The following is a 23,215-nucleotide window of genomic DNA, read 5'->3' as shown; positions in this document are numbered from 1 at the left end:
GTATATCGCATTGTTCTGAACAGTTCAAGGCTAAACGGAAACTGTTACTGTATATCCTCCAGATAGCAGAGAAAAACGTTCCCATTAGCCTGGAAAGTATCGGTGCTGTCCTGCATTCCGAAGTAATAGGTCTCCTGAGTGGAGGGATTATATAATATGGTATTGTAATCATCATATCCAATGATAACAACCGCCTGGCCATTCTCGCCTTTAGCGATTACCGGGCGCTGAGCGCTTACTTCATACAGGATCTGTTCCAAAGTACAGCCTGTCATATCTATTACTTTCCCCTGACCTTTCAAAGCCTCATTCAAAGCAGCCGCATCAAGGGATGCCTGGGCCACAGCTTCTGGAAGGTCCTGAGCAGAAATACTCGCTCTGTCTCCAGTATTTCCTGCTTCCCATATATACTGCTGGGCGGTATTCAGGACAATTCCGCTCTCTTCTTCAGCCTTAGCCACTGCCTGGGAAGCGCTGTCATAGATTCCTGAAAGTTCTCCTCCCCCATATACGTAATATTTGTCTTCGCTTTCAGAGGAAAGCTCCATATTCAAAGTCCTGTCCGGATTCTCTATGATTTTAGTATCTACTACCAGAGGCGGCTGTCCGGAGCTGTCTGCTGCAAACTGTATGGATGTCACATTTCCCTGGCGCACAGTCGTGGATGTGATAACGGAAAAAACCTCGTCCTGTTTGCTGCGGACATTATTCATGATCTGGTCTCCACTGGTCCCTGCAAAGCTGTCGCCCACTTTGGTAGCTCTGGACAATTCCAGAAGATTTTCCTGAATCGTTACATCCAGTACATAATAACCATCCTGATGATAACTTTTTACCAGCTCTCCATCAAAATTCTGGATCCTGACCTCTGTCATGGCAAAATCCGTTCCTCCTGAAGCATTGGTCACAATGTCGCTTTCATTTGCCACACCGTAGATCAGATCATTATTAATAAATCCAAAGAGCCGTATCCTGGTCCCCTGATCTGCCTGTATGGTCTTCTGTTCTCCTGTATTAAAATCTATGAAGGTAATAGATGTGGTGTTATAAGGGTCCATACCGTCCATCCAGGCTGCATACCGGCTGTTTTCCGATACGAAGAAGCAGTCATCCTCAATCTGTTCCTGAAGGACTTCGTAAGTCTTTTCCTCCATCTGGAATCTGTAAAGGTTTCCTTCTAATAGAAGATACAAATTTCCGTCTTCGCTGACATAGGACAGTTTTTCCACATCCTTCTGAAGGAATTCACTGGATTGGAGGCTTCGCAGGAAAAATTCCTCTTCCATAGCATTCTGTTCCGCAGAATAATGGTATACGGAAGTTCCCACCTGGCCCTCATGCTGGCCTCTGTTCATGTAGCCATAAAGGATGAAATCTATATCTCCATTTTCACTTATCCGGACAATTTTGATATCGTGTCGGTTGATATCATTTCTCTCATCATTGCTTCCTGTGTCGCGGAAGCTGAAGACTCTGGTCATCTTATTTGTTTCTATATTATAAGACCATAAATCTCCCTGCTGGACAAAAGCCAGGATAGTTCCTGTACTGTCAGACATATACTGAACATCTGTATCGGTTATCCCCAGGTTTATTTTTCCATTGCTCACAAGATTCTGCTCTGTGGTAAGCACCTGCTTTACATGGCGCTGGAAATCCAACAGGTAAACCCTGGTCTGGTTATAACTCATCCGGTAAAACTCGTCTACCTGATATTTTTCCACTTCTCCGTTTTCATTTTCTGCTGAAATATAATAAGTAAGGGAAATGCTTCCTGAGTTTTCACTGATGTCCTCTATAGTAGGGATTCCCGGTCTGCTGATCTGAGGATTCAGGTCGCCCCAGGTGATCATATCTACATCTGAGTGTATATCCAGACTCCGGAAACTGTTACTGACAACAGAAGTATCCGGCTCCAGATAAGTAGTCAGGTCACCCGTGTCGTCCTGGGCGAAAGTCTTAGTGTAAAAACTATTTACGAACTCTACATACTGGGCCGTGCTGAGCCCTGCCCGCTGAAGAATCCTTGTATAATAATTCCAGGTTCCGTCTTCGGTGCTTAAAGTAAAAGTCAGGGCATATTCCTGGTTCATCAGAATTGGCTGGGACAGTGTAAATTCCACTGTAAGTCTGCCGTCTTCCTCCTCTGTAAAACTCCGTATCTTATTGTTTTCGATTACCTGTTCCCCGTCAGAGGTGCATACTTCATAGACAAGACTGTCGATTTCCCGGCCATTAGGGGTAATGCTCACCTTCAGACTTCTGTCCGTACCTACAGGAGTCAGCCCGTCCCTTACAAATCTTACATCCATGTCGTCTGCATAGGCGTACATACGGTTTACTTCTGTATCTTCGATCATCATGGCCATGCTTGGGCTGGATGCAGTTTCCATATCTGTCTTATTATCTGTAGACTGATAATTCATAAGACTGGAAAACCCTGCCACCCCGCATATAAAAATAACCAGTAAAATACCGGCTCTTATTAATTTTTTCTTCATTTACAGTCCTCTCCGTGTATATCTTCAAACAGCAGCTTCTTAAGGGTCGGTTCTACGTGGAAAGCCTGTATACAGTTTTCCCATTCCCTGGGCTGCTGTGGCTCCTCTTTTCTATTTTTATTTTTTACTGCCCGTATAAGCAGATTTTTAGGCGTATGCTCCATGGAAATAAATTCCAGGATCTGTACGTCGTAACCTGCACTTTTCAGCATCTGCGCCCGGAGTCCGTCTGTGAGAAGAGCCGCAAAGCGCTCTTTTAAAATCCCGTACTCCAGAATCGGCGCCAGGTCCTGGTTTGCCACCTGACGGTTCAGTTCATGCTGACAGCAAGGCACAGACAGGATTACAGAAGCTCCCCATTTTACAGCTTTCGCCAGAGCATAATCTGTAGCCGTATCACAGGCATGAAGGGTCACTACCATATCTACATGGTCCGCTCCTTCATAGGATGCAATATCTCCCTGTAAAAAACGCAGTTTATCATAGCCGTATTTATCTGCCAGTTTCTGGCACTTTTCAATTACGTCTGCCTTAAGGTCCAGTCCTGTGACCCGGATATTAAAGTGCTTCAGCTCTTTCAGATAATAATACATAGCAAAGGTCAGGTAGGACTTTCCGCAGCCAAAATCAATAATCTGGATTTCCCTGTCTCTGGGCAGCTTTGGAAGAATATCCTGTATAAATTCCAGATATCTGTTCAGTTGTTTAAACTTATCATATCTGGAATTTTTGATTTTTCCCTCTGGGGTCATTACCCCCAGGTCAATGAGCCAGGGAACAGGAACGCCTTCTTTCAGCAGATATTTTTTCGTTCTGTTATGAGAAAGCATAAGCGTAAAATCCTCTTTTGTTCCTCCCTTGACTTCTTTGGCCTTTATATCCATTTTTCCTTTTTTGCTCACCAGGACTCTGGCCTGGACATATCTGCCCTCCAACTGCATCTGACGGAAATTTTTCTCCATCTGTTCTGTAAGATAAGAATTCAATTCGTCCTTTTTATAGTTGTCGTGAATAGCCTTCGTTCCCTGGATGTAGGTAACCTGATACTGTACCTGACCCTTTACCGGTACCGGCCTCACCTGAAGCTTTGCCACTGGGCTTGAGCTTCTGGCATTACTCACCAGTATACGCTCAAGGTCTTCATTTACATATTTATCTAAAAATTCTCTGATATCTGTCATAATCTACCCCTGTATCTTATCTTTCCCCTGAAACTGCCGGCTTTCCTGCCTGCAGTCCATTTCTATTGTAAAAGCTTTAGGAAAAATCCGCAACCCCAAAACCAGGGGTTTTAGAAAAATAGCTATTTATTCTGCCTCCAGTGTACTGGCATAACCATTTTTCTTCGCTGTCTTCTCTTGCAGACTTCCTGACAGAATAAAACTCCCACAAAGTCTCCCAGCATTTCTCCTGTCCCTCTGTTTTCCATTCCTTGAAGCTCGCTGCAGCTTTCTGCCTGCCCACAGATCTGTCCGCAGATTCTTTCGATAGTATTCTTGTCAGGATATTCATCATAAATAAAACTACCCTCATAATCCAGTCTGTCACAGGCATCTGTAACAAGTGCCTGAAGATATCCCGCACTGGGAGGGTAGTAAGATTCCATCAGTCTTCTGTCTGCCTCCTGGGCAGCAGCCTGCTCAAATCCTTTTTTATTTATTACAGCAGATTTGTAAAACCTCTTTTTTTCTTCCATAAATCCTGTCTCCGGAACAGAAATACTCTTTAACAGTATATTCTGCTTTGTACAGAAAGTTACCCTCTCTGTACGAAGAGCAAAGGCTCTTGTTCAGAGAGGGTATTCGTTTTATTTTTATTATTGCCGGCTGGATTTTTTATTCTCTGTTTATTGTGTCTGCCGGAAAAATTATTCCCTGCTGTCTGCGAACTTCATCCATCAGCTCCATCTCCATCCGGGGATTTCCAGATTTTCTGTTTTTCCGCTTCTATAATAAATAGTAATCTCCTGTGGGTCTGGAATCTCCCGGATCACCATGGTTCCTTCTTCCCCCTGGATCTGGCTGGGTACTCTGGAATCGGTGTTCTTGGAGTAGAGAAGTTCTCCCTGAAACTCCGGATATTCCACCAGGATAGTTCCTGCCCCGTCAATGCCGTTGGAAAGTTTCAGACTGCTGCTGATCACTTTCTTCGGTTTTCCAAAAAGGCTTATCAGGGGATGTCAATTATTTACCTGTATGGTAAAGCTTTCGCCTATAGGTGTGCCGTCCTCAGGAAGGGACTCTCCTGGTTCTCCCAGAGGAATTACGCCCGGAGTAACGGCAATACTTCTGGTATCACTATCAATATTTCGATCTATAAGATAGACGTCCCCTGCTTCATGCTCAAACTTTACTTTCCGATATTTATCCGTCACTCCTGTTAAGTCTAAAATTCCGCTCCAGTCTTCGTTTGGATCCCAGCCCTCTGGCCTTTCTGTTTTCACATAGAGCTTTCTGCCCCCTTCGTTCTCCGCATATTTATAAATGTGAATGATCCTTCCATCGGGCATTGTATAGGTTTCATCTAATTCTTGTTCCCTAGTTGTATTTTTCAAGTTTCGTTTCTGTAAATTCAGATGAAATCTCCACTCTTCCGTATCTGGATAATATCTTTCTTTTAAAATCAGTTCCGCCTCTTCCACCTCGGACAGGTCACAGCCATAATCTCCTGTATAAATAGAAAAGGTATTATCAATAGCGTTTGTATTAAATCGCAGACTATAAGAATTAATCCACCCTTCTCCTACAATCTCTCCGTCTACCAAAAGCTGGGCGTCTAAAGAATATTTCGCACTGTCCGTCTTTTTTTCCATATCCTCATCGAGATATCCTGCTGCCTCGAAATTTTCTATAGTCAGGTCCCGGTCCTTATAAGAAATCTGAAGCAAATCCTCATCTGCGATCATATCTACGATAGTTACTTCTCTCCCGTTAGCCGTATCTTTTCCGTAAACTTCCTGAACATAGTCATTCTCCCTAGGCGTCCCAATAATCCAAATAGCAATGCTCCGATAGCTGTCCTCTACAACCTTTCTCGCCTTTGCCATCACTTCAGAATCTGACATTGTGAAAAACAGCCCTGCGGCGATTCCCAGACAGCCTGCGCTGACAGCTACTTTTCTTCCCGTTTTCACCGGCTTTTTGATCTCTTTTCTCAGCTTTTTCTTCCACTTCTGCTTTTCCAGATCATTCATAACTTCCAGATCTTTTTCTTCTTCCATATTAAAATCGTTGAATACTTCATATAAATCTCTCATAATCAGCGCCTCCTTTCTCCTGGCCTATTCGTGGGAAGTGTCTGCGGATCTTCTTTTTTCCTCTGGAGATCCGGTTGTAAAGGTTTTCCCTTTTAATCCCGTTTTTCCGGGCTACTTCATCCGGCTCCATTTCCTCTATGAAAAGCTGGCGGAAGAGAAAACGGTCCTCTTCTTTCAGGCAGGACAGGAAATCCTCGGTTTCATCGGAAAGCTCTTCCACAAGTTGGGAAAGCTCCCGGCTCTCCTCTCCCGGCTCCTGGATTTCCTCCAGTCCTGCCGCCTGCTGCCGGTTCAGATATTTCCGCTTATAGGTAAGGGCTTTATACCTGGTCACTCCGGCCACCCACTTCTCAAAGCTTCCTTTTTCTGGATCATAGGATCGGCTGTGCTGCCAGACTGCCAGAAACACATCATTGATACATTCTTCCTGATAATCTGTCAGCCCCCGCAAATGCCGTTTCACAATGGTCTTTATCAATCCGCCGTACACGTCTACCACATACTCCAGAGCTTTCTCATTTTTTCTGGATAATTCCTGGAGAAAATTATCCTGATCTACTTTTCTCATGCCGCCTCACCCCTCTTTCGGAAGCTTCCTTCTATTTAATACTTCGCTGTACATATTCTAAATCTATCAGAATCTCCAAAATTTTTCTCCTCTGATCCTGCCTTCTGTCTCGATTTTCTTTACAGATGCACAAATCTGCAAAAAACATGCTACAATATGTTCAACTGTTTAAACAGAAAGGAGCATTACATTGAAAAACACACGGGAAGATATCCAGAGACTTGAAAAAGAACTCCGGGCCTGTCAGAAGATCCTCACTGCCATCGGAGATGAAACCAGACAGCATCTCCTCTGTATCATGCTCCAGGGAGAGTGCAGTGGAAGCCGGGTCATTGAATTTGCCGAAAAAACCAATCTTTCCCGTCCTGCAGTATCCCATCATATGCAGATACTGAAAGACGCCGGGATCGTAAAAAGCAGGAAAGAAAGCACCTGCGTCTATTATTATCTGGATCCGGAGGCCAGTGAGATCAATAATCTGATCGCCCTTTTCACAGATATCAAAAAATGTATGGAAAAGGCTCCTGACAGAAAGGGCGACGACTTCCCAGACCTTTAACAGGCTCAGTGTGCAAAGAATCAAATGGACATGCAGACATGTCCGCCTGGCTATTTGCTCGCAGGAATAAAAACATAAAAAGGAGACATGAAAAATGGATTTATTACAGGCAATGAAAGAACGGCATTCTGTCCGTTCTTATGACGAAAAATCAATAGAAGCCGGGACTGTGGAAAAGCTCCGGTCCTTTATCAAAGAATGCAATAAAGAAAGCGGCCTTCATATGCAGCTTGTCCTGGATGAACCCCATGCTTTTGAGGGTTTTATGGCCCATTACGGAAAATTTTCCGGCGTCAGAAACTACATTGCTCTTATTAGCCGGAAAGGAAATGATCTGGAAGAAAAGCTCTGTCTGGTGATCGCCATAGGATACGGTCAGACCCAGGGCGTCTCTCACAATTCAAAGCCCAGAGAAAAAGTAATGAATGCAGAGGCAGCGCCCCAGGACTGGTTCCTGCGAGGCATTGACGCTGCTCTTCTGGCTCCTACCGCCATGAATCAGCAGAAATTCACATTTACCTGTAAAGGAAATCTGGTTTCAGCCAAAGCCGGTCTGGGATTCTACAGCAAAACAGATCTGGGGATCGTCAAGTATCATTTTGAACTGGGGGCAGGAAGGGAAAATTTTCGCTGGGTGTAATCTGCACCCAGCGTTTTTCTGCCTTATTTCTTAACCATACATTCCTTCCTATAAAAAGCCACTCCATACTTCAGGATCTGGCTATATCCCTCCTGCCGGAGAGCCTCCTCATATTTCTGTTCTTCAATCTGTCTCAGGGCCTCCTGACATTTTGCTTCAAGTCCCTGATAGGTTTTTGAAACTTTAATCTCCAGGATCACAGCCTTTCCTCTCACACTGGGATATTTCAGCAAAATATCCGGTCTGCCATTTCCCGACTCCCTGTTAGACAATACAATATAATTTCCGATATTCTTCAGCATTCCTGCCAGGAACCCACGGTAATAACTTTCCTGATAGTCGTAAAAGCTGATGGTCTCCATAAGATTTTCTGAGAGGATTTTTCCCATCTTTTCCGTATCTCCGCAGAGGATACTCTCATAAAGAGGAGACAATTCCTTCTGCTCTACTTTCTTTTCAAACCAGCGGAGCACCGTGTTTTTATAGATATACCGGACTTCCCGGTTTGGAATGGCCATTTCCATATAAATAGTTTCTTCCTCCTGGTGTTCCTGAATCTTTTTCAGATAACCGGTAAAGAACAGGAAGTTCCATAAATTATCCTGGGTAGAATCCATATCTTCATGAGTAATATCCTCATGGATGGGTTTTATGATTGTCTTTCCTTCTATCAGATCCTCTATTTCCTGTTTTACAGAAAAATCCGCTTTCTCCACAAGTGTACGGACAATATTATTGGAACTGGCGTTGGACCAGTAGGGCTTTGGCAGGCTATTTTTATTTAGTCGGCAGGAATCCACATAATTGATCACGCTCCAGGGGTTATAAACTTCTGCATTGCCAAACTGATATCCTTCATACCACTGGCGGACTGTCTCATAATCTTCTGTTAACCCGTAAAAATCCAGCATCCTTCTTACTTCTTCCGGGGTAAAGCCAAAGTATTCCCCGCAGGCCTGGGAGGTGACAGACATGATTTTCAGGTTATTGAGTCCTGTAAATATAGATTCCCTGCTGATTCGCAGACAGCCGGTGACCACAGCAAACTCCAGGCTTTCATTTGTCTTCAGGGCAGATTCAAAAAGGGAACGTATGGTATCGGTCATCCTGTCATAAAAACCGCTGAAATAGGCATTTTCTAATGGCACATCATATTCATCAATTAAAATGACGGTCTTTCTCCCCGTACATCTGCAAAGGCATTCCGAAAGGAACTTTAACGCATCTGCGTAGTCTGCTTCTGTTCCCTCCAGATCCCGCAGCCTCAGATACCTCTTCTGATCTGCATCGGTAAGTCTGCCGCTGTCTGAGACCAACTGCCAATGGCGCTGAAATTCCCCTTTTAAGGCTTTTTTCAGCATTTCAAAAGCCAGTTCATAGGAAGGCTGCTTCATAGACTTTAGGGAAATCATAATAACCGGATATTTACCCATATGATCCAGATATTTTTCTCCGGCATCCATAATATTCAAGCCCTGGAATATCCGTGAAACATTTTCTGGATTTTCCTCAAAAAAATATCTCAGCATACTCATATTCAAAGTTTTTCCAAAACGGCGGGGACGTGTGAAAAGATTTACTTCTCCTTTCATGTCCAATAGTTCCTTGATAAAAAGTGTTTTATCTACATAAAAGTAATCCCCTGTTACTATTTTTTCAAAATCATCAATTCCCACCGGCAATGGTTTCCATTCCATAAAAAACGTCTTCCTTACCTATTCTCTGAAGTTTTCCTCCAGCCATTTTGCAACACTGTCTGAGTCATTATTTCCGATAATTCCCGTTGCCAGCTTTTTAAGACTATCAACTGCATTTTCTACCGCATAACATTGATCAGAAATCTGGAACATAGGAATATCGTTGACAGAGTCTCCAAATGATATTACCTTATCGCAATGCCACAATTCTTTCAGTTTTAAAATCCCATTATACTTTGTTGCCTTTCTAGGCATAATCTCCAGCCAATATTCGGGACGATACAATTCTTGTTGAAATGTACAGGTATATCTTTCATCCCCGGCAAAGATATCATAAAGGGGCTTTAGCTCTTCTTCTTCCCCAATACAGGTATAATAAAAGGCCTCACCTTCATAAAGCTTTTTTTCATTCTCAACAGGGCGAAGTCTTTTATCTCCTTGTCTGTTGCCAAAATATCTCTTTTTTCCTTCGTTTATCTGCAAGAGATTCCAAGATACGCACTCTCTGCCTTTAATAAACGAATACACAACCGGACTCACTCCATATCCAGACAATTTTCTTTCCACATAGGAACGTTCTTCTTTTGTAAAACTTTCTGACGCAAGAATATTCCCGGTTGCCGGTTCCATAATATATGCCCCGTTATACACAATTACAGGAATTTTAGGATTCAGGCCTTTTGCGGCCACCGATGCAGAACTTAAAGACCGTGCCGTAGCATAGGTAAACAGCATCCCTTTCTCTACTAAACCATTGATGGTCTTTATGGTGTATGGGCTGAGGCTGGCACTGGTATTCAGCAATGTGCCATCCAGATCTGATACGTAAAGAATTCCCATAGTTTATCCCTCCCTGACGTAGTTTCATTTTACTACGTCGGGAAGAGAGGCGCAAGACGATTCCCTGGCCTTTACCTACTGCAGTAATCATTACCTGTTTTTGTTTTTCTCACTGCAAATACCGCGCTCAGTAAAAGAAAGAAAGCCCCGGCTGCCATGCACAGGAAAGATATATTCATACCGTGGATTAAAGCCCTGTCTCCATAAGCTGCTTCAGAAGCCGCACTCACTGCCGTCATAATTCCCACAAACAGAGCAGAACCCACAGAACCTGCAATGGTACGGAAAGAAGTCAGCAGTGAGGAAGCATCTGCCACTTTACGGAAGTCCACGTTGCTGGTTCCCCAGGTCAGCAGAGGCATCATCAGACAGCCTATAGAGATATTCCTTATAACATTCAAAACTGCTGCGATCCAGAGAGGGGTCTCCAGGCTCAGGAAGAACATGCCCAGATTGCTGATCAGCAGCACCGCAGAACCAAGGACAAAAATCTTTTTGATCCCCATCTTGTCGTAAATCTTACCTGCAAAGGGGCTGACAATAGCTGTAGCCGCAGATCCCGGCAGGGTAACCAGACCGGACACCACTGCGGAATAGCCCATAACACTCTGGACATACAGGGGCATCATGACCGAGGATCCCATCATGACCAGATAAAGGACCATACTGGCGATGACACTTACCGCATAGTTTTTATTGCTGAGGATCTTCACATCCAGGAAAGGAGTGTCCAGACCCCGCTGGCGGGCGACAAAGAAGAAGCACACCAGAATTCCGATCAGCAGAGGCGCCCCTGCCTGAACACTGATCAGACCGTAAGTGGTAATATTTCCAAGACCCAGGGTTATGCCCCCGAATGCAAAGATACTTTCCACAAAGGAAAGAACATCGAACTTCTTATCCTGGAGTTCCAGTACATTTTCAAACACTGCTGCCGATAATACAAAGGATACTGCCATGATCACCAGGACCACATAAAAAATAGATTTCCACCCAAAAGCATCGATCAGCAGTCCCGCAACAGTTGGGGCAATGATAGGCGCCGCTGTTGTAGCCAGGCCGTAAGTTCCCATCATGGTACCCTTTTTCTCAATGGGATAAACCGTAAGGATCACCACCTGAGCTGCCGCCATAAGGATTCCGTTTCCGCAGGCCTGAAGAACCCTTCCCACCATCATGATCCCGAAATTACCGGAAAAGATGCTGAGAAGCAGTCCCAGGATAAAAATCCCGATACCGGATAAATACAATCTTTTCGTAGGAAACCTGGTGATGAGAAAAGCCGTGAGAGGCATGATCATTCCCATAGCCAGAGAATATCCGCTGGTAACCCACTGTCCCAGGGAGGTATTGACCCCGAAATATTCTACCAGATTCGGCAGTGCTGTAGTCATAGCTGTTGATAAGGTAGAAGAGGCGATTCCTGAAACTACCAGACAGATAAATATCATTGTCCTCTTCCCGCCGGATATTTCCACACTTTCTTTATTTTCCATGATGTTCCTCCATTCTGTGCCATACTTTCTTGTTAATGTTGTCTGCTATGCGGTGCAGGGTGTTTTCTGTTACATTCAGATCCTCTCCGGAAATCCCCGCCTGGAGATCCTCGAAAAAAGCGCCGTGTATTTTTTTGATCTGTTCTGCCGCCGGAAGAGCTTTCTCTGTCAGATACAGATGTTTCATCCGCCGGTCTCTTTCGTCTCCCGCCACACGGATATATCCTACTTCTGTCAGTTTCTTTATGGTCTTGGTCAGCGTTCCTTTATCCACACGGATACACTGGGCCATTTCCTGAGGAGTGGCTCCTGGGTGATCGTAGATATACTCCACATAAAACTGCTGTCCCCAGCCGATCTCATAATCCGACAGCCCCCGGTCATAATACATTTTCATAAGCCTGTCTAAAATAGAAACATATCGTCCTAAATCTGAAAAATGGTCATACATACTGTTTTATCCTCCTTTACAGATGAAAAATTTCAATGTTTTACACTATAGCATATTTTAGTAGCGCAGGCAACTACTACCTCCCAGGGTTCAAATTCTCCTTCCCAGGCGGTACATTCCAGACTCTTTCTACCCCTCAGATTCCATTTTTCCCTTCCTGGGCCACAGTCCCATGGCTATTTCTACCTCTCAGATTCAAATTTCCCCTTCCTGGGCCGCAGTCTCATGGCTATTTCTACCCCTCAGATTCAAATTTCCCCTTCCTGGGCCGCAGTCCTATGGTTATTTCTACCTCTCGGATTCAAATTTCCCCTTCCTGAGCCGTAGCCCCATATCTATTCCTACCTCTCAGGCCCAATTTTCCCTTCTCAGGCCGTAGTCCCATGGCAAATACTACCTCCCAGATTCCGAAAATCGGTAATCCAGAGGTATTCTAGTCCTGTTGTACAGTTGATATCTCAATAATCGGATTCTTAGCCCCGCACCTCCGCCCCAATCCAATCCAATCCAATACAATATAAGGGCTTTTTTATTCTATAGGGCAGTCTGGAGACCCCTATAAAAAATAAACAGCACGCTCTGCGAACTGTCTATTGTCATGAATAAAAAGCAGATAAAACTGCGCAATACCTGCAAACAATCTTATCTGCTTTTTCTGATTCGGTTTTTCTAATTCTGTTCTTATTTATCTCATACAATTTCCGCAGGGTGTATATCCCTGATCAATGAGTGTTTCCTTATCTCCTTTATAGTATGCTATATTGTCCTCATCCATGGAATTTACGGAGCCGCAGTCCGGCAGGTGAATCTTCTTTGTATGGATATTTAGAATATAATCACATGCCTCTCTCGTAGAATTACTGAGGCTTCCTCTTGTTTCCTTCTGAGTCTCCTCATCTGCTCCCCGGGAGCTGTCTCCCGGCGTATAGTCGTTGCAGGGCTCCTGATCAAAGGTAATGCCCTGGCCTCTGCTTACAGCGGTAATGGTCCCCTGTCTGTCTGTGCGGAACAGAGGTACCTGAAACTCCTGGAGCAGCTCCACGGTATCCTGCCGGGGATGGCCGTAGCTGTTTCCCTCTCCGCAGCTGATCACTGCCCAGGAAGGATTCACCGTCTGAAAAAATTCCCGGCTTACATGAGAGCCATGATGGTTCATCAGCATAACGTCTGCCTGAATATCTATGCCTGCCTCTAAAATCTCCTGCTCACCCTCCAGGCCAATGTCTCCGCCTATGAAAAACCGGTCCCCACCGTTCTCCAGAACAATTCCCACAGAATCCTGGTTTTCATCTTCATGTCCATAGCTCACTGGCGAAACGATCCGGAAACTGGCGCTTCCCAGAGAAAACTCCTGCCCCACCAAAGGATGGATAACCTCATAGCCCTTCTCCTCCACCACTTCTCTGTAAGAATCATAAATAGAGGAATCTGTTTCATAATCTGCCGTGATCAGGGTTCCTACAGGAAAATTGTAAAGAGCGCCAATAGCTCCGGCCAGATGGTCTTCGTCAAAATGAGAGATCACCATGTAATCCAACTTTTCAATTCCCTGCTGTTTCAGATAGCTGACTACAAAGGAAGAACTTTCTCTGGGGCCTCCGTCTATAAACATCGTCTGGCCTTCCGACTGGACCACCATGGCATTTCCCTGGCCTACATCCAGATAAGTCACCGAAAGTTCTCCTGTGCTGCTCCCGTCCTGGTTCCCCTGGATATTACTGTTATTCTGTGTCTCTTCCGCCTGGGCTGTCTCATCCTCCAGAGTCTCAGCCTGGACCATTCCTCCCTGGCTGCTGCAGCCAGAGAGAATCGTCCCTCCAAGGAACAGCAGCCCGAAAAACAGGGCCAGCCGTCTTTTACTCAGAAACTGCCATCTGGTTCCAGATTTCCACATCTTTGTCCACAACATATCCGCTTCCACCTCTGCCTTTTACATCTTCTACCATATTCAGCATCAATACTGTGTTCTCATCTGATTCTCCCACATTGTATACTGCAAACCAGCCCAGCTCCGTGCCTTCTGTATCTTCCTGGGATTCTTTGATCTCTGCAGTGCCGGTCTTACCTGCAAGGGTTACTCCTGCAACGGAAGAAGCTGCGTGTCCGGTGCCTCCTGCATCGCTGACTACTTCCTGCATATCCTCATATACTGTCTGGGCTGCCTCTGGAGTAAAGGCGTCCTCAATCCAGTAAGAAGCTGTCTTGCCTTCTTCATATTCCAGATAAGGCGCGATCATATCTCCTTCATTAAAGAATGCGGAATAGATGCAGGCCAGATGAAGAGGATTCACCAGGATCTGTCCCTGGCCGTAACCGGAATCTGCCAGCTGGATTTCCGTGTCAATTCCCTCTGTATTAGAATATTGAGAGGAAGTCATAACAATGTCAAAAGGAATATCCTGATTAAATCCCAGTTTCTCTAACTGCTGGGCAAGGGTATCCGCTCCGATCTGAAGAGCCGCTTTTGCAAAGTATATGTTATCCGAATACACCAGCGCATTCCTCAGATTGGCTGCTCCGCTGTATTCATGAAGGGTAGTTACATAATAGTCACCCCAACTGCTGTCTTTCTGCCAGGACAGTCCGCTGGCTCCCAGATCTTCCTCTGCGTTCAAAGTTCCTGTACTCAGTCCAATGGCTGCAATAACCGGTTTAAAGGAAGAGCCGGGCACCCAGGTCTGACGGAATCGGTTATAGAGAGGCTGGGTCTCATCATTATTCAGAGAGTCCCACTGTTCCTGGGATATTCCCAGAACAAAGTCCATGCTGTCATAGGAAGGCGTAGACACAAGAGCCAAAATTTCTCCTGTCTTAGGATTCATAACTACAGAACAGCTTTCGTCCTCCTGGTAAGCCTCATAAACTTTTGTCTGCCAGTTGATATCTATAGTCAGAGTAATATCCTCTCCATCCTGGGCCGGCTCCATAGCCAGAGCCTCTTTCTCATTTCCCTCTGAATCTAAAATAGAGATTTTGTGCCCGTCTCTGGCCCTGAGCCGTTCCTCATAAAGGCTTTCCAGTCCGCTCTTTCCGATAATGCTCTGGTCGTTATAGCCCTGGTCCGCCATTTCCTCCAGTTCTTCTGCACTGATTTGCTGGACGTAGCCCAGAAGATGAGCTGTGCTCTCTCCATAAGGGTACACCCGGCTCTCTGTCTCAGAGATCATTACTCCCGGGTAGGACAGCAGAGCCTCCTGAACTGTCTGTCCAGTCTCATTGCCATCTGCATCTGTATAAGGCTGGTCCAGCTGCTCCTGGGTCATTTCTTTTAAAGGCACAAAACTATCTGTCTGGACCCAGGATGCGTCCAAGCTGGAGTTAATATTATCTTCTGTAGTTCCCAGTATCTGGGCAATTGCCTGGATTTCCTCCTGGGGCTGTACATCCATTTTCCCCGGCACCAGACCTACAGACTGTACGGTTCCCTGACCTGCCAGCAGGTTCTGATTCCGGTCATAAATGCTCCCTCTCTCTGCTTCCAGAGTGGTGACGCTTACCCTGTCGTTTTCTCCCAGGGATGGATAAATCATGGCATCGGTCCATACAATCTTCCAGTCTCCGTCCTCTCGCTCAAAGGCCGTATTGTTATCATAGGAAATCTCTCCTGCAATGGTATTCATAGTCACACTGTAGGATAGCGGCTGCCCTCTGTCCTGACCTTCAGAAATATCAAGCTGGATGTCAGAAGCCTCAATACCTTCATAGATATTCTGGTTTCTGGTCACAAAATCCTCCTGAGAGACTGTCTCCTGGGAAGAGCTGTCCAGAAAGTCGTACATCTTCTCATACTCGCCTGCTTCTATACAGGCCATATACTCTTTCAGTACTTCTTCCCTGGAACCTGAAAACACATTCTGGTACAGGAAAACTCCTGCCCCAGCTCCCACTGCCAGCACCACTACGCCGGCCAGCGTCCCCATGAGTATCTTTTTTTTCTGATTTTTTTTCTTTCCTTTTTTCTTCTTTGCCATTCTTTTCACCCCTTATTACCTTACATGGCAAACACTAAATCTTCCTGCTTCCTGTATACTTTCTTTCTGGATTTTACTGAGCAGCCTCTTCTGTCTGGGTTTCTTCTGCTGTCTCAGTGGTTTCTGTTATGTTTGCAGTTGACATAATTGCATCGCAAGCCACATTCCAGAGTACATTGCCTTTCAGCACAGTCATATCTGAATACATGCTTTTAATAGCCTCACCATCAGAGAAACCGCTGAGCTGGGCGAATTCATCCAAAGCCTTCTCATAATCTGCTTCTGTAAGGGTAATTCCCTCTGCATCAAGGATCGCCTGGGTGATCATATACTGGGACAGATAGCTTTTAGCTGTCTCGTCAAAGCTTTGATCTGCCTCCTCCTGGGATATCCCCTGAGATTCCAGATATTCGTCAAGGCTCACACCATAAGTTGAGGTATACAGATTATCCATCTGAGTCTCAATGTCCGTTTTCAGGTCATTCAGGGCCTCCTCCGGGTAATCCTTAATCTCTGAATTTTCTGTAACCTGCTGGAATAAATCGGATTTCACCTGACTTTCATACTCATTGTCCGTCTGCTGGACCAGGCTTTCCTTCTGGGCATTGCGATACTCTTCTGCGGTACCATAGTCTGTATTGGCAGCTGCCCATTCATCAGTAAGGGCAGCTGGTTCTGATATAGAATTAATGGTCACCTCAAAGACCACCGCCTGTCCCGCCAGATCCGGATTCGGACTGTAATCCTCCGGGAAAGTCAGGTCCAGACTTACTGTCTCACCTTTCTTATGGCCGATAAGTCCATCCTCAAATCCGTCAATAAAGCTGCCGGAACCGATAAGCAGATCCTGCCCCTGGGCTGAGCCTCCGTCAAAGGCTTCCCCGTCCAGGTATCCTGTATAGTCGATATTTACTGTGTCGTTTTCCTGGACAGCACGGTCTTCTGTAACCTCTACCGGATCGTAATTGTTAATAAGCTGTCTCTCTATGTAGGAATCCACATCCTCTTCTGTCACTTCAGACTTCGGTTCCTCTTCCGCAGTCAGGTTCTGGTACTCTCCCAGAGTCACATAGTCCTCCAGATTGTCTACATCCACAGCCACTACCAGTCCCTCTTCGTTGACCACAGATTCTTCCTCTGTCTCCTGGGCAGTATTTTCGGTATTTTCATTCTCTTCCTCATTAGAGCATCCGGCAGCAAGGCCAAGAACACCCACAGTCAAAAGAAGGGCTACAAGTTTTTTCTTCATGCTTTCATTCCTCTCATTAAAAATTAGCTTTATAAATGGTGTTATACCACATATAGGCCTAAATTGAAAGGCTTTCTCTCCATTTTTAGTTGCCTTTTCCAGGAAACAATGCTAGAATAGTTGAAGTATGACATAGAGATTCTAGGAGGTTTTATACAAATGAATGGCTGGATAGTATTTTTTATAATCGTGGCTATTTTGATCATCGGCCTTGTTGTCCTCTATTTCTTTGGCAAAAGGGCCCAGAAAAAAAGAGATGAACAGCAGGAGCAGATGGAGGCGGCAAAGCAGACCATCACCATGCTGGTAATTGATAAGAAACGACTTCCCATTAAGCAGTCAGGACTTCCACAGATGGTCATTGACCAGACTCCCAAGCTTATGCGTCGTTCAAAACTGCCTATCGTAAAGGCAAAGATCGGTCCCAGAATCATGTCTCTGGTGGCTGATGAATCTGTATACGATCTGATTCCTGTAAAAAAGGAGATCAAAGCTGAAGTAAGCGGTATCTATATTATGAGCGTAAGAGGCCTGAGAGGTTCTCTGACACCGCCGGCCAAGAAACCTGGTTTCTTCCAGAGGATGAAGGCAAAGGCATCAAGTCTGACCAATAAAGAATAAATATGACCCTTACGAAAAAGCTCCCGGAAACATCGGTATAAAAATGTTTCCGGGAGCTTTTTCCTGTCTGTTCCATATAACAGAACTTTATAATTCTAGTCCTACAGCGTTGCATCCAGAGAAAAATTCCCTGCTTCTTTAGGTTTTACATTAATCTGTATCTGGCAGTCTGCCGCATGCTCCGCATTAATCTCCAAAGCATAATCAATAGCCAGATCCAGCCCTGCCTCTTCTTCCTTCACCGCAATCTTTGTGGCGGCGATCCCCATCTGGAGATTTCCAAAAGGAGTGGCGTAATATGTAAGGTTCTTCTTATTCTCCTCAAAGATCATCTGCACGTTGGTAACGCCTTTTTTCTTTACCTCCACGCTTTTGTCCGTAATCTTAATAGTATTCCGGGTAGGCTCTGAAAAGCCTTCGGTGACTTCGTCAAAAAGTATGTAATGATGGCCGTTTCGGTAGTAGTAGTCTCCCTTTGCCACCAGTTCTACTTCTTCCGGATTTTCTATATTTTCCAGGGTCTGAAGGCCCCTGATGGTAACTAACACATCTTTTTCCATTTTCAATACTCCTCTATCTGTATCTGCTTGGTAGTTTTCACATCATAGGGAAGAATAGAATTGGCGAATTTCTGGAAATGCTCTTCCTCATCGCTGACAAAGAACCGGTAGGGAAATTCTTCCTCTTCTTTTCCTTCTCTTAAAAGTCCCTTATCTTCCAGCAGTCTTCCCAGAGCCAGAGCCGTTTCATAGGCGGGATTTACCAATGTTACTTTATCTCCCACCAGACTCTTCAGAAGAGAGCGGAGAAGGGGATAATGGGTGCATCCCAGTATCAGGGTGTCAATGTCCTGGGAAAGAAGGGGATCCAGATACCGCCTGGCCACCTCCAGAGTAATCTCGTCCTTGAGCCATCCTTCTTCCACAAGAGGTACAAACAAAGGACAGGGCTGGCCAATGACCTGTATCTCCGGGTCCTCCTTCTGTATCACTTTCTGATACAGCCCCGACTTCACAGTCCCTCTTGTTCCGATAAGCCCGATTTTTTTATTTCTGGTAGTCTCCACCGCCACCTTGGCCCCCGGCTCTACTACGCCGATCATGGGGACATCTGTCTCCTCAGATATGGTCTCCAGGGCCAGGGCGCTGGCCGTATTGCAGGCCACCACAATGGCTTTGACCTCCTGAGTCTTCAGAAATCTTACAATCTGACGGGAGTAGCGGATAATGGTTTCTTTTGATTTGCTTCCGTAGGGAACTCTGGCCGTGTCTCCAAAATATACGATTTTTTCCTGGGGAAGGTTCCGCATGATCTCTCTGGCAACGGTCAGGCCTCCTACCCCTGAGTCAAACACACCGATAGGGGCATCCTTTATTTCCTTCATATAATAACCTCTTTACCTGTTTCTATCGCTGTGTTTCATTGTACCCTTAACCCCGGCAGATTGCAAGACTAAAACCATTTAAATCCCACCCTGACTTTTTTCTTTTCCTCCGGATTTCCAAGGATTGCCTGAAATTCTTCCTCTGTAAGAACTTCTTTCAGCTCTTCCTTTTTCTCCTGAGACACGATCCCCCAGGTGTCGTCTATAAAGCAGAGACTGGGATAGAGGACGCACCACCAATTTTTTCCTTCCGCCTTTCCGATCCGTATATTAAGAGCCTCATATTCTCCTGCGGGAAAGGTGCAGTCTCCATAGGTCTTGTCAGGGAAATAGGCCGTTTCCACACTGGCAGCTACAGGATAGGTCTCTCCCTGGCTCTTTATGGTTTCTGCAGCGGCATTTTCTATATCAGAAAGATTTTCAAGAACCCAGTTTCTGGTTTCTTCCAACCCTGCCTTTTCTCCAAGCCCCTGGGCCAGACAGTCCACCACAGTTTTTTTCACTGCCATTTTCAGCTCCTGATCCTCCTGACTGTCGCTGTTTGCCACTACATGAAGACGGAAGATTTCTTCTGCGATCCCTTCCTGTATCTCCCTGTCCAGCCGCTGCTGAAGTTCTTCTTTTTCTGCCCGAAAAGCTGCCGCCTGCACCAACGTCAGGATTACAGTACCCATAAGGCCAATGAGAACCGCCCACAGGAAAGTCTTTTTATTTATCTTAAATCTCTTCATCTATGTAACACCTCCTGATCTTATCAGGAGTGTTGACGGATACTTGGCTTTTTATTCACGATTGTTACTTCGGGAAGTTCCGGCAGCTCCTCCTCCCTGTGCCAGGCCCCGTACAGATCCTGAAGCACTGCTGCCTCCTGTTCCTTTTCCTCCAGGGTGTTCTCCAGGATTCCCGTGAGATAGTCCCCCAGGGAATCTACTCCCTGTCCATCCAGGCTCATCAGCTCTTCCATATCCTCTGTGGCAAACACATAGATATTTCCAGCTACTGCAGGATTCTCTTCCAGAAAGGCCAGAAGTTCTTCCAGAGCCTCTCTGTTGTTCAGGATGCCCTCTCCCAGGACCAGGGCTTTGATATGCCCCATATCCAAATAATTTTCCTGGTTTTCATTAAAACGGTCCTGGGCATCCTCAGGAGTCAGCCCTTGATAGACCAGGGACTGTTCTTCCCCGGACTGGGTCTCCTCTTTGTTCTGCCCTGTGACCTTTGACAGCTGGGGAATCCCATAGACGATCCGATAATGTCCGTTTTCATAATCTACCCCCATGGAAAGGGGAAAGGCCCTGTTTTCCAGAGAAACTCCGCATCCGGAAAGAAAAAGAAGAGAAAGGCTCAAAAGCCCTGTTTTTATAATTTTTCCCCTGGGACCAGTAAGTCCCGCCAGGATCAAAAGGAAAAACAGCAGAGGGCCGTAAAGCTCTATAGTAATTCGTACAAAAAAGCTTGCATCTACTCCTGCCCTCTCACAGGCCAGGGCTCCCAGAACTACTGCTACACCGGCAAAAAGTGCTGATTTTTCCAGATGGATTCTGACCAGAAGCTCATGACTGTAAAAAAACACACTGCCCAGACTGAAAAGAATTCCAAACACAGCCGCTGCAACCCAGAAAATATCCACCCTTTCCAGGAAATCTCCTGGAAGACGGATGCCGCTCATAAGCCGTATCATAGGATATTTCTCATGTTCATAGCCGCCCAGTCCGAAGCTTCCCTGCAGGATAATAAGGGCCAGTACCAGCAGCCCTGTAATCAGCCCTATAGTTCCCCACATGACTTTTCCCGTATCTCCCGGCCTGGTTACATTTCCCAGTGCCACAGGAAGAAACCCAAAAGGCAGAAACACACACAACATCTCCCAGCTCCCTCTGACCCAGCCGGATAAAGTCAGTTCTCCCATTTCCTCCAGATATTCCGGACGGACCTGAAGAGACGCCAGAACCGTCATTCCCACCAATATCAGAACCAGCACCGGAAAAGATATTTCTGCCATTCTCCCTCTCCGCTCCAGTCCTTGATGACTGCCCAGATAAGCGGCAAAAGCCGCCAGGAGTATCACTGCCCAGGCTTTGCTGCCTTCTATCAGAAATCTGCCTGTGATCCTGGCAGTCATGAGAAGAAGGTATACTCCCATAAACCACAGCCAGGAGGTATAAAGAAAAATAAAAATCTTTCCCCACACTTTCCCCATATATTTTTCCGGCACCTGAAAGAAATTCCTGAGTCTGACAAAATAAATACATAAAATCCCATAAATTCCCGACGCCGTAAGGAGACAGAGGACTCCCTGCCTCCCTGTCATCTCCGGCAGCACCGGCACTGCCAGGAAATAGATTCCCAGCAGCCCTGTAAGAATCTGCCGGAAAAGCTGTCTGTGGGAAATTCTGGCATTATCAGTATACATGGCGCTTCCCCTTTTCTTTTATCTTTCTCCCGTCCCGAAGCCTTATCTGCTCTTCCTTTCTGGCATATACCGGACGTCTGGTAAGGAAAGGCAGCGGGAAGCGGATAAAGCTGTCCCGTTCTCCGCTGTAGCCCTCTTTATTCTGTGCAGCAAAAGGAGACAGGTAGGGAATTCCAAAGCTTTTCAGTCCTGCCAGGTGGCTCAGGACCAGATACAGGCCCAGCAGCATTCCAAAAACCCCCATAGTCCCGCCCAGAATGACAAAGCCAAATTTCAGCAGGCGGAAAGGCGCCGAAAACTCATCTGTAGGAATGGCAAGGGAACTGAGGGCGGTGACAGCTACCACCACTACAACAATAGGGCTTACCAGATTGGCAGTTACCGCCGCCTGTCCTATGATCAGCCCTCCTACAATACCAATGGTCCCCCCAAGAGGCCCGGGCATCCGAACCCCTGCCTCCCGTATGGTCTCAAAGGCCAGTTCCATAAGGAGGACTTCCAGCATTCCGGGAAAAGGCACTCCCTGTCTGGCTTCTGAAAAGGATAATATGAGATTTGTGGGAAGAACCTGGGTATGAAAATTCGTTACTGCCAGATAAGTGCCGGAAAACAATAAGGTCAGGATTACCGCCCCGTACCGAATCAGGCGCTGAAGGGATACAATAGCAAAACGATTATAATAATCTTCACTTACCTGAAGAAAATCATTGAAAACTGCCGGAAGGAGCAGCCCTACCGGAGAGTGGTCTGTAAGGAGGAGTATCCTGCCGTTTAAGATTTCTGCGGCACATTTATCCGGACGTTCCGTAGTCTGAAACTGGGGAAAGGGAGAAAGCCAGCTGCTTTCTGTCATCTGTTCCAGAACACCTGAGTCCAAAACGCCGTCTATGACAAAGGAATCCAGCCTTTTCTCGATTTCCTCCACCAGGCCGGGACGGACCAGATCCTCCATATACAAAAGCTGGACCACTGTCTGGCTTCTTTCTCCCAGGGTCTTCTGTTTTACTTTCAGCCTGGTGTCCCGGATCCGCTTCCGCACCAGAGCAGAATTGGTCTTCACAGCATCGGTAAATCCTTCTTTGGAGCCTCTGAGCACTTTCTCTCTGGTGGATTCTGAAACACTCAGGTTAGGATATCCCTTGCTGGAAACCTTGATGGCCCGGCTGTAGCCGTCCAGGAAAAACACGGCATTTCCTGCCATCATAGAGGCAAACACTTCCTCCATAGTATCCAGAGGCTGGACATCTGAAATCCCCATACCATTGTCCCGGACAAATTCCAGGATTTTATCAGAAGGCATCTCCCACATATGGTTGACCAGTTTTCCAATCACCGAGTCCTCCAGCATCATATTGCTCACCGCCACCTCGATGTAGACCACCAGGCAGCGGATTTTCTTTCCTTCCCCCAGAACCATAGGACGGATAATAAAATCATCACAGTTTTTCAGACGTTTTCTTACATATTCCCCATTTTTTTCTATTTTGCTGGATATCTTTTCACTCATTTGTCTCTCCTTAAAGTTTCTATGTAATAATAAAGGAGCGGCCATAAAATGGTGCGCTCCTT

Annotated in this window: 21 protein-coding genes; 3 read left to right on the top strand and 18 right to left on the bottom strand. The window is 45.8% G+C overall.

Annotation, left to right across the window (positions count from 1 at the left end; genetic code table 11):
• Nucleotides 1-44: 44 nt before the first annotated feature.
• The 6 genes from B5G00_RS10555 to B5G00_RS10530 all read right to left on the bottom strand — a co-directional run bounded on the left by B5G00_RS10555 (nucleotide 45) and on the right by B5G00_RS10530 (nucleotide 6,325).
• Nucleotides 45-2,501: a hypothetical protein gene (locus B5G00_RS10555; protein WP_087272610.1), complete on the bottom strand. Its 2,457-nt coding sequence runs from the start codon at nucleotides 2,499-2,501 to the stop codon at nucleotides 45-47.
• Nucleotides 2,498-3,682 (bottom strand): class I SAM-dependent methyltransferase, encoded by a 1,185-nt coding sequence (locus B5G00_RS10550; RefSeq protein ID WP_087272607.1) that lies wholly within the window; start codon nucleotides 3,680-3,682, stop codon nucleotides 2,498-2,500. The genes B5G00_RS10555 and B5G00_RS10550 overlap by 4 nt, the downstream gene beginning before the upstream one ends.
• 122 nt (nucleotides 3,683-3,804) lie before the next feature.
• A complete protein-coding gene (locus B5G00_RS10545) occupies nucleotides 3,805-4,197 on the bottom strand; it encodes a hypothetical protein (RefSeq protein WP_087272604.1) in 393 nt (130 codons plus the stop codon).
• Between the two features lie 201 nt (nucleotides 4,198-4,398).
• Nucleotides 4,399-4,644, bottom strand: coding sequence for a hypothetical protein (locus B5G00_RS10540; RefSeq protein ID WP_087272601.1), 246 nt, complete (start codon nucleotides 4,642-4,644; stop codon nucleotides 4,399-4,401).
• A gap of 36 nt (nucleotides 4,645-4,680) precedes the next feature.
• Nucleotides 4,681-5,757, bottom strand: a complete 1,077-nt coding sequence (locus B5G00_RS10535) for a DUF4179 domain-containing protein (protein WP_087272599.1) — start codon at nucleotides 5,755-5,757, stop codon at nucleotides 4,681-4,683.
• Nucleotides 5,741-6,325 carry a sigma-70 family RNA polymerase sigma factor gene (locus B5G00_RS10530; RefSeq protein ID WP_087272595.1) on the bottom strand — a complete coding sequence of 195 codons (585 nt, stop codon included), beginning with the start codon at nucleotides 6,323-6,325 and terminating at the stop codon, nucleotides 5,741-5,743. The genes B5G00_RS10535 and B5G00_RS10530 overlap by 17 nt, the downstream gene beginning before the upstream one ends.
• Nucleotides 6,326-6,515: 190 nt before the next feature.
• Here B5G00_RS10530 and B5G00_RS10525 point away from each other — a divergent pair, with 190 nt between their 5' ends.
• Together B5G00_RS10525 and B5G00_RS10520 are read left to right on the top strand one after the other, a co-directional pair.
• Complete coding sequence (locus tag B5G00_RS10525) at nucleotides 6,516-6,884, top strand: ArsR/SmtB family transcription factor (RefSeq protein WP_087272593.1); 369 nt, start codon at nucleotides 6,516-6,518, stop codon at nucleotides 6,882-6,884.
• Nucleotides 6,885-6,978: 94 nt separating this feature from the next.
• Entirely contained in the window at nucleotides 6,979-7,524 is a 546-nt protein-coding gene (locus tag B5G00_RS10520) for a nitroreductase family protein (RefSeq protein ID WP_087272590.1), read from the top strand.
• Between the two features lie 23 nt (nucleotides 7,525-7,547).
• Here the strand turns inward: B5G00_RS10520 and B5G00_RS10515 are convergent, their stop codons facing one another.
• The 7 genes from B5G00_RS10515 to tig all read right to left on the bottom strand — a co-directional run bounded on the left by B5G00_RS10515 (nucleotide 7,548) and on the right by tig (nucleotide 17,228).
• Nucleotides 7,548-9,221, bottom strand: coding sequence for an AAA family ATPase (locus B5G00_RS10515; protein ID WP_087272587.1), 1,674 nt, complete (start codon nucleotides 9,219-9,221; stop codon nucleotides 7,548-7,550).
• Between the two features lie 18 nt (nucleotides 9,222-9,239).
• Complete coding sequence (locus B5G00_RS10510) at nucleotides 9,240-10,061, bottom strand: HAD family hydrolase (protein WP_087272584.1); 822 nt, start codon at nucleotides 10,059-10,061, stop codon at nucleotides 9,240-9,242.
• Nucleotides 10,062-10,132: 71 nt separating this feature from the next.
• Complete coding sequence (locus B5G00_RS10505) at nucleotides 10,133-11,557, bottom strand: DHA2 family efflux MFS transporter permease subunit (RefSeq protein ID WP_242971334.1); 1,425 nt, start codon at nucleotides 11,555-11,557, stop codon at nucleotides 10,133-10,135.
• Nucleotides 11,547-12,008, bottom strand: coding sequence for a MarR family winged helix-turn-helix transcriptional regulator (locus B5G00_RS10500; RefSeq protein ID WP_087272580.1), 462 nt, complete (start codon nucleotides 12,006-12,008; stop codon nucleotides 11,547-11,549). The genes B5G00_RS10505 and B5G00_RS10500 overlap by 11 nt, the downstream gene beginning before the upstream one ends.
• Before the next feature lie 685 nt (nucleotides 12,009-12,693).
• Entirely contained in the window at nucleotides 12,694-13,917 is a 1,224-nt protein-coding gene (locus B5G00_RS10495; protein WP_242971333.1) for a ComEC/Rec2 family competence protein, read from the bottom strand.
• Entirely contained in the window at nucleotides 13,865-15,979 is a 2,115-nt protein-coding gene (locus tag B5G00_RS10490; protein ID WP_087272577.1) for a penicillin-binding transpeptidase domain-containing protein, read from the bottom strand. The genes B5G00_RS10495 and B5G00_RS10490 overlap by 53 nt, the downstream gene beginning before the upstream one ends.
• 73 nt (nucleotides 15,980-16,052) lie before the next feature.
• Nucleotides 16,053-17,228, bottom strand: a complete 1,176-nt coding sequence (gene tig / locus B5G00_RS10485; protein ID WP_087272574.1) for a trigger factor — start codon at nucleotides 17,226-17,228, stop codon at nucleotides 16,053-16,055.
• A 159-nt stretch (nucleotides 17,229-17,387) separates the two neighbouring features.
• Between tig and B5G00_RS10480 the strand changes: the two genes are divergently transcribed.
• The gene (locus B5G00_RS10480) at nucleotides 17,388-17,849 is read left to right on the top strand and encodes a type II secretion system protein (protein ID WP_087272570.1); all 462 of its coding nucleotides are present in this window, start codon (nucleotides 17,388-17,390) and stop codon (nucleotides 17,847-17,849) included.
• Between the two features lie 101 nt (nucleotides 17,850-17,950).
• On the opposite strand, the gene B5G00_RS10475 is transcribed toward B5G00_RS10480, so the two are convergent.
• The 5 genes from B5G00_RS10475 to B5G00_RS10455 all read right to left on the bottom strand — a co-directional run bounded on the left by B5G00_RS10475 (nucleotide 17,951) and on the right by B5G00_RS10455 (nucleotide 23,153).
• A complete protein-coding gene (locus B5G00_RS10475) occupies nucleotides 17,951-18,409 on the bottom strand; it encodes a DUF1934 domain-containing protein (RefSeq protein WP_087272567.1) in 459 nt (152 codons plus the stop codon).
• Between the two features lie 2 nt (nucleotides 18,410-18,411).
• On the bottom strand, nucleotides 18,412-19,233 hold the full coding sequence (murI, locus tag B5G00_RS10470) for a glutamate racemase (RefSeq protein ID WP_087272564.1): 822 nt from the start codon (nucleotides 19,231-19,233) through the stop codon (nucleotides 18,412-18,414).
• Between the two features lie 68 nt (nucleotides 19,234-19,301).
• Entirely contained in the window at nucleotides 19,302-19,964 is a 663-nt protein-coding gene (gene spoIIR, locus B5G00_RS10465; RefSeq protein ID WP_087272560.1) for a stage II sporulation protein R, read from the bottom strand.
• 23 nt (nucleotides 19,965-19,987) lie between these two features.
• Nucleotides 19,988-21,646: a GerAB/ArcD/ProY family transporter gene (locus B5G00_RS10460; RefSeq protein WP_087272557.1), complete on the bottom strand. Its 1,659-nt coding sequence runs from the start codon at nucleotides 21,644-21,646 to the stop codon at nucleotides 19,988-19,990.
• A complete protein-coding gene (locus tag B5G00_RS10455; RefSeq protein WP_087272553.1) occupies nucleotides 21,636-23,153 on the bottom strand; it encodes a spore germination protein in 1,518 nt (505 codons plus the stop codon). Before B5G00_RS10455 ends, B5G00_RS10460 begins: the two co-directional genes overlap by 11 nt.
• Nucleotides 23,154-23,215: the final 62 nt, after the last annotated feature.

Origin of the sequence: Blautia sp. An46, from assembly GCF_002161645.1 — a bacterium.
In the GTDB taxonomy this organism is placed as follows: domain Bacteria; phylum Bacillota; class Clostridia; order Lachnospirales; family Lachnospiraceae; genus Blautia; species Blautia ornithocaccae.
The sequence above is the reverse complement of the archived record's forward strand: the minus strand, read 5'-3'. Positions and strand labels throughout refer to the sequence as shown.